At 34.6% G+C, this 11,426-nt stretch carries 9 protein-coding genes; 1 reads left to right on the top strand and 8 read right to left on the bottom strand.

The window, feature by feature from the left end:
- Nucleotides 1-55 precede the first annotated feature (55 nt).
- The 7 genes from MHB47_RS02135 to MHB47_RS02105 all read right to left on the bottom strand — a co-directional run bounded on the left by MHB47_RS02135 (nt 56) and on the right by MHB47_RS02105 (nt 8,104).
- The gene (locus MHB47_RS02135) at nt 56-742 is read right to left on the bottom strand and encodes an LrgB family protein (protein WP_340754803.1); all 687 of its coding nucleotides are present in this window, start codon (nt 740-742) and stop codon (nt 56-58) included.
- Nucleotides 743-1,129: a CidA/LrgA family protein gene (locus MHB47_RS02130; protein WP_002511542.1), complete on the bottom strand. Its 387-nt coding sequence runs from the start codon at nt 1,127-1,129 to the stop codon at nt 743-745.
- A 339-nt stretch (nt 1,130-1,468) separates the two neighbouring features.
- Nucleotides 1,469-2,344: a cidABC operon transcriptional activator CidR gene (gene cidR, locus MHB47_RS02125; protein WP_340754801.1), complete on the bottom strand. Its 876-nt coding sequence runs from the start codon at nt 2,342-2,344 to the stop codon at nt 1,469-1,471.
- A gap of 343 nt (nt 2,345-2,687) precedes the next feature.
- Nucleotides 2,688-4,157, bottom strand: coding sequence for a Na+/H+ antiporter NhaC (nhaC, locus tag MHB47_RS02120; protein WP_340754799.1), 1,470 nt, complete (start codon nt 4,155-4,157; stop codon nt 2,688-2,690).
- A gap of 291 nt (nt 4,158-4,448) precedes the next feature.
- Nucleotides 4,449-5,423, bottom strand: a complete 975-nt coding sequence (locus MHB47_RS02115; protein ID WP_340754797.1) for an SMP-30/gluconolactonase/LRE family protein — start codon at nt 5,421-5,423, stop codon at nt 4,449-4,451.
- 246 nt (nt 5,424-5,669) lie between these two features.
- Nucleotides 5,670-6,950, bottom strand: coding sequence for a hydroxymethylglutaryl-CoA reductase, degradative (locus tag MHB47_RS02110; protein WP_340754795.1), 1,281 nt, complete (start codon nt 6,948-6,950; stop codon nt 5,670-5,672).
- Nucleotides 6,950-8,104, bottom strand: a complete 1,155-nt coding sequence (locus MHB47_RS02105) for a thiolase family protein (protein ID WP_340754792.1) — start codon at nt 8,102-8,104, stop codon at nt 6,950-6,952. The genes MHB47_RS02110 and MHB47_RS02105 overlap by 1 nt, the downstream gene beginning before the upstream one ends.
- 107 nt (nt 8,105-8,211) lie before the next feature.
- On the opposite strand from MHB47_RS02105, the gene MHB47_RS02100 reads away from it, so the two are divergent.
- Entirely contained in the window at nt 8,212-9,381 is a 1,170-nt protein-coding gene (locus MHB47_RS02100; RefSeq protein ID WP_340754790.1) for a hydroxymethylglutaryl-CoA synthase, read from the top strand.
- A gap of 381 nt (nt 9,382-9,762) precedes the next feature.
- On the opposite strand, the gene MHB47_RS02095 is transcribed toward MHB47_RS02100, so the two are convergent.
- On the bottom strand, nt 9,763-11,346 hold the full coding sequence (locus tag MHB47_RS02095; protein ID WP_445684148.1) for a BCCT family transporter: 1,584 nt from the start codon (nt 11,344-11,346) through the stop codon (nt 9,763-9,765).
- Between the last annotated feature and the right edge of the window lie 80 nt (nt 11,347-11,426).

Raw genomic sequence — 11,426 nt, 5'->3', positions numbered from 1 at the left:
AATCGTTGATTCTTCTGATGTTGTTTGCAGTAAAATATCTAGTTCGTTTTAAAACTTAATATAATAAGAGGACGAGTATCGGTAATACAATAGAACTTAATACGGCTGTTAAAATCATACCGATAGAACTAAAAGCACCCGACTCACCATCTATTTCAAATGCTTGTGCCGTACCGAATGCATGAGATGCATTACCGTACGTTAAACCTTTTGCAATAGCGGTCTTAAATCTTCCCACTTTTAATAAATAAGACCCTAATATACTACCAATTAACCCTGTCGCGACGATAAACATAACAGTAATCGTATCTACCCCGCCCAGTTGGTTTGAAACTTCTATACCAACTGCGGCAGTCATGGAGCGTGGTAACATCGTCATAATAACTTCTCTTGAATAACCTAATATTTTCAATAAGCAAAATATAAACACAAAGTTTAATATCACTGCTGAGAAGACACTACTGAATATGATATTGGCATGTTTTAATATTTTATGACGGTTCTGATATAACGGAAAAGCTAAACAAACCACCGTACAGTTTAATAGATAATTAATCCATTGACCGCCAACCATATAACCTTGATAATCTACATTAAATAGAAGCAAGATCGTAATAATACCAATAGAAGATATGAGTGCTGGATTTAAAAACGGGTTTTTAAATTTTTGCTGTAATTTTTTAGCTCCAGCATATATAACAATTGTTAAGACAATCATTATCAAAGCATTTAAAAGTGTCATCTAATCTTGTCCATTCCCATATTCCGTAGTTCTAACCATTTTCTCCGCTATAAACCCTGAAATTAAAGCAACACAGCAAGTTCCTAAAATAATCATTGCGAAGAATAAAATGAAATTTAAATTGATCTCAGATACGACATCCATGACACCTACAACGGAAGGTACAAAGAAAAATACCATAGTTGTTAAGAAAAAATTCGAACCTTTACTAACCCATTGTGATGGGATAATTTTAAATTGTAGTAAGAGAAAAAATAAGATTAAGCCTACGATGCTTCCTGCAATTGGAATGTGCAGAACACTTTGCAAGACATTTCCAGCATACGTAATAGCCATAATCATTAATATTTGAAATAAAACTCTAACTACCTTTAGTGACATCTGCATTTTTATCATCCCTTTATCGTCATTTTTATTTGGTGTTTTGTTGATTACATATACTAGTATAAGCCCGTACGTAATATAATAAAAATATTGATTATCAATGACACCTATTACTTTTATTCATGTAAGCGATTAAGTCTATTATATTTCATTATATTAAAAATAAACTTTTAATATTCACCCTTTTCATTCAAAAGTCTCTGTTATCACAACACTTACATGACTTTTCATTTGATTATTTACGTTATTGTAAACAAAACGAGGGCAGGAAGAAATCAAAATTTGATTTCTTCCTGCCCTCTCAAGACTGACTAGAAAAACGATAAGCTATATAAGTGCTTTTTATAATCGTTGTTTCATAAATTCAATCCACTTTTTAGTCGCATGACTTAAATATTTATCCTTCTTCCATATAACGCCCAACTCCCAACGCATTGCTGGGTCATCAATTTTTATACTTTTAAAATTACCATCAAGTAAATTCACAATATTCTCTGGTAAGATACTCACACCAAGATGTGCGCTTAATAAATTTTCAATAAAGTTCCACTGAGAAATTTTAGAAATTGTATTTGGCACAAATCCTGAATTTTTAGCCGCTTCAATAATTTTGTCATTTAAATAGAAATCTTCATTAAATAGTATAAAGTCCTCTTCTTTTAACATACTCATGTTTATTTGTTCATAATTCGCTAATCTATGCTCTTTATTCAATACGAGTCTCAATTCTTCCTCATATAACAACACAGAGTGAAAAATGGACTGATCCACTGGAATTGTGGTGATACCAATATCAATCTCATCTTTAATTAACTGAGTCTCAATCATCTTCCCACCATTTTCCACTAAATTGTATGTAACATTTGGGTATTTTTGATGAAACTCACCAAGTATATGAATAAATTTATTCATGTTCATCACTGCAGATAAACCTATACTGATATGACCCGTTTCTAAACCAAGTAGACTATTAACCTCTCTAGGCAAATCATTATAGAGTGTTAAAATTTCTTTGCTTTTTTGATAAAACACTCTTCCTGCATCAGTCAATGCAAGTTGTCGTTTACTGCGATCGAAAAGTGTCATGTTCAATTCTTTTTCTAAATCTTTTATTGCTTTACTAATTGTTGGCTGAGCAATATATAAAGATTTGGAAGCATTTGTCATACTATTTTGGTTTACAACTTCAACAAAATACTTCATCTGTTTAATATCCATGCACGATCTCCTCTACTTGAAACATAATTAATACTTTCCAGTATACGTTTAAATTTCAATATTTCAATATTAACTCGTTACAAAAACGTCAACACACAGACCCTCATTATTTTTAAATACTTATCGAAAACAAACCCATAAACATAAAAATGCACTCCTAAAAATTGAAACTACATTCAACTTTAGAGTGCATTTATTTTTCGATATATTCGGACAATTTTAATTAATCAGAAATATATGTTTATACACTTAATTCATATTATATTGTTTAGATTACTAACCTTGAATTAAATACAACTGTTACAAATCAACGTGTTGACTGCTTTTAAATCAAATTGCTGTATTATGTTAGGTTCGCCTCTTCTTCTTTTCTATTTTGTTCAATTTCTTCTTTACTTAATCCTATAATTTTAAAACCAATATACCCAAATATAATAGATATGACTGGTACTGTATAATTTAAAATTGCATAAGGCGCATATTCTATAACAGACACACCTAATGTCGAAGCAATAAATACACCACAAGTATTCCATGGTACAAACACAGACGTTAATGTACCGCCATCTTCTAAAGCTCTGGATAAGTTTTTAGCATGTAAATTTTTCTTTTTAAATGCCCCTGCGTACATTCTGGATGGGACGATAATTGATATGTATTGTTCGGAACATGTAAAGTTTGTACCAATACATGACACTATAACAGATGCAATTAATGATCCTGTAGATTTAGCAAATTTTAATATAACCGAAATTAATGCAGTTAACATGCCTGAATATTCAAGTACGCCACCAAATGTCATTGCGACAAGTGTAAGTGAAATCGTATAGAACATCGATTCTAAACCACCACGGTTAAATAATTCATCAACTAATTTATTGCCTGATTCAATCGTGTAACCTGTTTGTAGTGCTGTTAACCCCTCTACAATGGAATCACCTTGTATAAACAGTTGCGCGAAAAACCCTAATATAATACCTACGCAAATCGATGGGATTGCTGGTACTTTGACTACTACAAGTGCGATAACTGCCAATGGTACTATGAGTAACCACGGTGTAATCACAAAGCTATCTTGCATCGTAGTCAGTATTTCATCTATATTTTTGGTGTCAAAGTTTTTATCACCAAAACGTATACCGATAAAGAAAAATGCAACTAGTGATATCACCAAAGCTGGTATCGTCGTAAAAAACATGTGTTGAATATGTTCAAATAAATTAACACCAGACAAACCAGAAGCTAAATTTGTCGTATCAGATAATGGGCTCATTTTATCACCAAAGTAAGCTCCACAGATGACTGCGCCTGCAACCATACCTGGCGAAATACCCATGCTCAGACCAATACCCATAGATGCTACACCTACTGTCGCCATTGTAGACCAACTACTACCTATAGCTAGTGCCACAACACCACATAGCACAATTACTACGACTAAAAAATATCTTGGGTCGATTAATTGCAGTCCGTAATAAATCATAGTAGCTACTACACCACTACCTATCCATGAACCAATTACTAGACCTACGAGAATAATGATTACTATAGCAGGTAATGCATGTCGAATCCCCTTATACATCATTTCTTCTACTTCGCTAAATGCGTATCCATGTAACATGGTTATAATAATCGCAACTGCCGTACCAATCATTAATGGTATATGAGGCTCTTTCTCAAGCACCGCTACCGTTAATAACATTGAAGTTATCATAATGATTAAAGTAATTAAAGCAGATGTAAGTCCTAATTCTTTCTTTGTTCTAATCTTTTCGCCATTATTTTTAGATTTCTTATTAAAAATAGTAGGCACCTCCCCTTTGTTATTTTATATCATACTTAACTTTTTATGCGCTTTCAACAGCGTATTTATTATTTAAAGGTAGTTATTATCACATTTGTAGTTATTTTACACCATCCAAACCACTTTTTTTATACACATAGGCCACTATTTTTTACAACTCGCTTTTTTAAAATAACTCGTCACATCATATTCCCCCAATCTTTATTAAAGGGAATGACTATGTATTAAAAACATTAATATAGAAAAAATGTAACTCCGAGTCGAAGTTACATTTTTCTATATCTGTTTATTCAATTAAATTTAATGAAATTGGTAACTATGATGTCCTTTGGCAAAACCTTTAGCAGTAAATAACCAAGAATACCCACCCATTTCTATATCGTTCGCACTAATAATTAATTGATCTGTACCAGGAATAAAGGCAGGATGCGTTGATCTCAACATGTGACCTTGATCACGTCCTGGTATCAAGATTTGACCTATTGGATAACCTTTTTTATTAAAAACAAGTACTCTTCCTTGGCCATACATTGCAACATAAAGGTTGTCATCGCTATCAATGCAACAAGAGTCTGGACCTTCATGTCCTGTGAAGTGATAAGGAATAGAGGCACCAAATGGCGCAATCGTAACACCATCATCCAATAAATCTATGCGATGTAATCGATTTGCATTTGTCTCTGTAACCCACAATGTTTTTTCATCAGTACTTAAGGCCACACCATTGGCCACAGCAAGATTCTGAATGACAGGTGTGATCGTTTTATAATCTGGTGACACATAGTAAACACCACCTTTAGGATTTGTAGAATAACCACGGAAATCTGTAAAATAAAATCCACCTTTACTATCAAATACTAAATCGTCAACACAATATTCAGTATCAATATCTGAAACAATTGGAACTTCTTGTTCACCTTCTGAATTTACTGCAAAGATACCTCCTGAGCTTTCAAAATCCCCTAAATAACAAACAAAAAGTCTTCCATCTTTATGTATTTTAACTGCTGCTGGATTTTGTTTTTGTGATTGAAATAGTGTTGTCACTTTTTTCTCTGGCAGGTCTACGTGAAAGATTGTACCTCCAAATACTTCACATAAAAGTAGATTCCCATCTTTATCAAAGCATAGCCCTTCAAGTTGTAAACCTTCATCAGAGATTTTTAACCATTGTTCTGCCGTAACTGTTTGGATATCCGCTTCATGTGAAAGTATTGGCACAGCTGAACTTGCATTCCCTTTATACGATAATGCCGGAATGTTGTTGTTTTCCATTATTCATACCCCTTTTCTACTTTTTTCTTATATAACAAGTATATGATAGTATTTTCTTAAAATAAAATCATAACCATAGCATTAGATAATAGAAATAGCGTTTTAACAATTTAACTAAAACATTTATTTCTCTTCAAACTAAGCACGTTAAAGAGGAGTGGACATTATCGTGGCCCACTCCTCTAATACATCCACCTATGATTCAATCATACCTTTCACATTGAAGGTGCTTTATATATATTAATTCTATTTGTTCTCTCTTAATTGATCTAGCAATTGTTGTGCTGTTGCTGTATTGGCTCTTGGCTCATCTTTCAACATATCTGCGATTTGTGCGATTTCTTTACCTTCTGCACCCACAACAATGGCTAACGATTTATACTGTAAGCTCATATGTCCTTTTTGGATACCTTCTGATACTAATGCACGACAAGCAGCAAAGTTTTGTGCCAAGCCAACAGCAGCAACTACATGTCCAAGTTGCTCAGCGGAATCTACTTTCATTAAATCTAGCGCTGTTTTAGCAATTGGTAACACTTTTGTACCGCCACCGACTGTCGCTAATGTCATAGGAACTTCAATCGTCCCAACTAATGTCTGACGTTGCTCATCATAATGCCATGTTGCTAAGCCACGATACTGTCCATCTTTACTTGCATATGCATGTGCGGTTGCTTCAACACCACGTGTGTCATTACCTGTTGCTAAGACAACAGCGTGGATACCATTCATTACACCTTTATTATGTGTCGCTGCACGGTGAATGTCTACTTGTGCTAATACAGAAGCACGTTCCATACGTTTCGCTACTTCTTGTCCATTGCGGCCATCTTTGGATAAAGCAGAAACTTCTATTTCACCTTGTACTTTAACTACAGACGCTGTCGCATGGTTTGATAAAATACTCATTAAAATATCAATATTGTCTAATTCATTTTTCAAATAAGCTGTAATACCTTCTAAAATTGTATTCAGCATGTTCGCACCCATAGCATCTTTTGTATCTACAAATACTTTTAATGACAATAAACCTTCCGCTGAAAACGTATCAATTTCTATGCGACGGTAGCCCCCGTCTCTTTCTAAAATTGAAGGATATACTTCATCAGCAATTTGTTTAATTTGTGGTTCCAACTGATTAATTTTTTGTGCAAGTGCCTGTGTATCATTTACGCCATCAAATACAATTTGGCCAATCATTAAACGTTCACTAGATACCACCTTGAAACCACCAGTTTGATTAACAAGTTTAGCGCCATAGCTTGCAGCTGCAACAACTGAAGGTTCTTCTACCATCATTGGCACAACAAATGGTTTTTGATCAACAATAATTTCAGGTAGTAATCCTACAGGTAACGAACCTTGACCAATCACATTTTCAATCAAACTATTCGCAATCTCTTCAGGAATAAGCGGGTTATTTAGCAATATCACTTTATTTTCATTGCTCAACCAGCCTTTTTGAACAAGTTGCTCTAATTTCTCTTCACGAGATAAATGACGAAATGACTTATCTAACGCTTCCATTATTTATGCCCCTTTTCAATTTCTAGTGCTATACCTAAGCCGCCGCCAATACAAGCCGTAGCGATACCACTTTGTTTATTCTCTTGTGACAATACATTCACAAGTGTCGTTACCAAGCGTGTACCAGTTGCGCCGATTGGGTGACCTAGCGCAATCGCACCACCGTATAAATTGAGTTTCTCTTCAGCTATGCCTAAATTGTCTCGAACAGGGATACTTTGTGATGCAAATGCTTCAGTCATTTCAACTACATCTACGTCATCAATATGTTTACCTGTCTTATCTAATAATTTTGTAACTGCATGATATGGTGCATATCCCATATAATCAGGATCACAACCTATTTCAGCATGTTCTCCTAGAAGCGCTAAAATTTCATAGCCTTGTTCTTTTGCATAAGCTGCGTCCATTAAGATAATAGTTGAACCACCATCATTAATACTAGAAGCATTACCACCAGTAACTGTGCCATTTTCTTTGAAAATTGTTTTTAAAGTTGCAAGTTTTTCTATACTCGTATTACCACGTATACCTTCATCACTTGTCATCCATTCACCATTTACGTCTTTTAACGGTACGATTTCATTATCAAATTTACCCGCTTCAGTCGCTTGATGCGCTTTTTGATGAGAATCATTTGCAAATTTATCTTGTTGATCACGTGTCACATCGTATTTCTCAGCTATTTTTTCTGCTGTAATGCCCATTGGTACATTTGAAAAAGCATCTGTTAACCCGTCATGCATAAAGCTTTGAACAGGTGATTCTCCCTCTTTTAAAATAAGTTGTGGTGCGTTCGTCATACTTTCTACGCCACCAACTGCAACTACTTTCGCTTCTCCCAATTGGATTGCTTGTTTACCGAGGATAATTGATTTTAGTCCCGAGCCACAAACTTCATTAATTGTCATAGCTGGCGTTGTATTCGGTACACCTGCATTGATACTAATTTGACGCGCTGGATTTTGTCCACTTCCACTTTGTAACACATTGCCATAAATAACTTGGTCTATTGTATTTGGATCCAATTTAATTGCTTCTATCGCTGCTTTTAATGTTTTCTTTCCGAGTTCAACTGCTGAATAATTACTTAATTTCCCTTTAAATCTTCCAATTGGTGTACGTTTTGCACTTACGATTGCTATTTTATTCATTTTCAATCTCCTTTATTTACAGTTAATTTTAAATCATTGTATTTTATAAGCGTGATTTGGTATGATACAGGTGCTTATTTATATATAGAAAGGTGTCGATACGCTTTATGACAATTGGTATTGATCAAATTAATTTTTACGTTCCAAGATTTTATGTAGACATGGCTAAACTTGCAGAATCACGCCAAGTTGACCCAAATAAATTTCTACTTGGCATTGGCCAAAATGAAATGGCAGTTAGTCCAGTAAGCCAAGATATTGTTACAATGGGCGCAAATGCCGCAAAAGACATCATTACTGATGAAGATAAAAAACAAATCAGTATGGTTATCGTTGCAACAGAATCTGCAATTGATTCTGCGAAAGCTTCAGCAGTACAAATACATAACTTGCTAGGCATTCAACCATTTGCACGTTGTATTGAAATGAAAGAAGCTTGCTATGCTGCAACACCAGCAATTCAATTAGCTAAAGATTATTTAGCACAACGTCCAGATGAAAAAGTATTAGTTATCGCTAGCGATACTGCACGTTACGGTTTAAACTCTGGTGGCGAACCTACACAAGGTGCAGGTGCAGTTGCTATGATAATATCACAAAACCCACGAATTCTTGAATTAAATGATGACGCAGTTGCATTCACTGAAGATGTCTATGATTTTTGGCGTCCAAGTGGACAACCTTATCCTCTCGTTGATGGCGCATTATCAAAAGATGCTTACATTCACTCGTTCCAAGAAAGCTGGAATGAATATGCTCGTCGCTACAATAAATCATTAGATAATTTTAAATCATTATGTTTCCACGTACCATTTACAAAAATGGGTAAAAAAGCACTTGACTCAATTTTAACAGATTCTGTTGATGAACAAACAAAAGCGCGCTTAACTTCTGGTTATGAAGATGCTACATATTATAATCGTTATGTAGGTAACATTTATACTGGATCTTTATACTTAAGTTTGATTTCATTATTAGAAACACATGACCTTTCTGGCGATGATACAATCGGACTCTTCAGTTACGGTTCAGGTTCTGTAGGCGAGTTCTTTAGCGGTAAAATTGTAAAAGGCTACCAAGATGCACTTGATATTCAAGGACATAAAGACCTTTTAAACAATCGTACTGAAATTTCAGTTGAAACGTATGAATCATTCTTTAAACGTTTTGATAATTTAGAATTCGATCACGAAACTGAATTAGCTGATGAGCAAAAAAATATTTTCTATCTTGAAAGTATTAATGATCATATCCGTAATTATAATACCTTAAATTAAATCTGAAATCACTTAATCGTATCATGATTAAGATACATAATTTAAATTACCATATTTAGCTTATGCATTTAAATCATGTGTTAAGGAGTCTTTACTGAATTTAATAAATTCATGTATATAAAAAGGGAGTGGGACAGAAATCTAATTTTTCTAATAAAATTTCGTCGTCCCACCCCGGCACAGCTGACTAGAATTGAAAAAAGCTTGAGATAAGCGCATTTTCAATTCAGTCAGCCACTGCCAATATAAAAAAAGAGGCTAAGACATGTCATTATGTCTCAGCCTCTTTTCTTTTTACTCAACAAACTAAAACAGAGGAGATATTTGTCAATTTACGACTGTATCTCCTCTGTTTTATGTACGTACCATGTTATAACTTAATTATTTTTCTGCTTGTTCTTGTTCAATCTTACGTGTATATGCTTCGTATCGTTCTTTATTAGGTTGTAAAGTCAAACCTAGATATTTCCGTTCTTTGTTTGCATCTTTAAATAAAGCAATCATCATTAATATCACTACAAAACTAAACGGTAGTGCTGATATGATAGCAGCAGATTGTAAGGCATCTAAACCAGTATCTCCACCAGCTAATAATAAGACATACGCAATAGCTGCTAATGCTAAGCCCCAGACAATTTTAACAAAGCCTGTAGGGTTTAACGTACCATGTGCAGTCTGCATACCTAAGACATAGGTCGCTGAGTCTGCCGAAGTAATAAAGAATGATGCAATCAGCGCTAATGCAATCATTGAAAGAATAAATCCAAATGGTAATTCATTAAAGATTCCAAATAATTGTGTCTCAGGTGGTAATTTAAATAATTCACCGTGTTCTTGTCCAACTGTGATACCTGTCGTACCAAAGGCACTAAACCAAATGATACTAATCACTGTTGGAACACCTAACACTGCAACAACAAATTCTCTTATACTACGTCCTTTTGAAATCCTAGCGATGAATATACCAACAAATGGACTCCAGCTCATCCACCAGCCCCAATAATAGATTGTCCATGTTTGTAACCAGTCCGATTTTTGTTCATTTAATGGAGCAACATCTAAAGTATTAAATAAAATCGAATTCAAATAGTCTCCTGTGCCACTTGTCATCATGTTTAAGATAAGTAGCGTTGGTCCCACAATAAAAACAATTACGAGTAGTAAAGCGGCTAACACCATATTCAAATTACTTAAATATTGGATACCTTTGCTTAAACCACTCCATGCACTATATAAAAACAATACAGTAACCACTGCTATAATTATACCTTGAACCAATGAATTAGCTGGTATACCAAATAAATAATTAAGCCCAGCGTTAATTTGAATAGCCCCTACGCCTAAAGAAACTGCAACACCAATTACTGTTGCAAAGACTGCTAGCACATCTACAACCGTGCCAATAGGACCTTCTACTCTATCGCCTAAAATTGGGCGTAGCGTTCTTGAAATCAAACCATTTTCACCTTTACGGAACTGTGAATACGCTAGTGCCAAAGCAACAACACCGTACATCGCCCATGGATGAACACCATAGTCTAGAAATGAAGATTGAAACGCTTCTGACATGGCTGCTTTTGTTTCAGCATCTGCAGTTGGCGGTGCTAAATAATGCGAAATAGGCTCTGATGCTCCGTAGAATACTAAACCTATACCCATACCTGCACTAAATAACATCGCTAACCATGACACCGTACGAAATTCTGGTTTGTCCGAAGGTTTACCTAACTTTAATTTACCGATTGGGCTAAATGCTAGAAATACGCAAAAGCCTAGTATTACAGTATATAACAACATATAATACCAACCGAATGTATCTGAAACCCAAGTAGACACACTACCTGTAATACTCCCAAATTGTTGAGGGAAAATTGCGCCAACCAAAACAAGTAATCCTATGATGGCAGCTGAATATATAAATACACTTGAAAATTGTTTTTTCTCTTTTGGCAAAATTCTCACCATCCCTTAAATTTTTAGCAAAGACGTGTAATAGAATACCATACTGAGTTAAATTATCAACTTAGTTAGAGTTTTTTTACAAC

Origin of the sequence: Staphylococcus sp. FSL K6-3157, from assembly GCF_038005145.1 — a bacterium.
In the GTDB taxonomy this organism is placed as follows: domain Bacteria; phylum Bacillota; class Bacilli; order Staphylococcales; family Staphylococcaceae; genus Staphylococcus; species Staphylococcus equorum.
This window is presented reverse-complemented; position numbering and strand designations above follow the sequence as displayed.

Excerpts from the sequence above, each read along its gene's own strand:
- MHB47_RS02115 (WP_340754797.1), bottom strand. The coding sequence starts at position 5,423 with ATGGAAAACAACAACATTCCGGCATTATCGTATAAAGGGAATGCAAGT.
- MHB47_RS02135 (WP_340754803.1), bottom strand. The coding sequence starts at position 742 with ATGACACTTTTAAATGCTTTGATAATGATTGTCTTAACAATTGTTATA.
- MHB47_RS02100 (WP_340754790.1), top strand. The coding sequence starts at position 8,212 with ATGACAATTGGTATTGATCAAATTAATTTTTACGTTCCAAGATTTTAT.
- MHB47_RS02105 (WP_340754792.1), bottom strand. The coding sequence starts at position 8,104 with ATGAATAAAATAGCAATCGTAAGTGCAAAACGTACACCAATTGGAAGA.
- MHB47_RS02095 (WP_445684148.1), bottom strand. The coding sequence starts at position 11,346 with ATGGTGAGAATTTTGCCAAAAGAGAAAAAACAATTTTCAAGTGTATTT.
- MHB47_RS02130 (WP_002511542.1), bottom strand. The coding sequence starts at position 1,129 with ATGCAGATGTCACTAAAGGTAGTTAGAGTTTTATTTCAAATATTAATG.
- cidR (WP_340754801.1), bottom strand. The coding sequence starts at position 2,344 with ATGGATATTAAACAGATGAAGTATTTTGTTGAAGTTGTAAACCAAAAT.
- MHB47_RS02110 (WP_340754795.1), bottom strand. The coding sequence starts at position 6,950 with ATGGAAGCGTTAGATAAGTCATTTCGTCATTTATCTCGTGAAGAGAAA.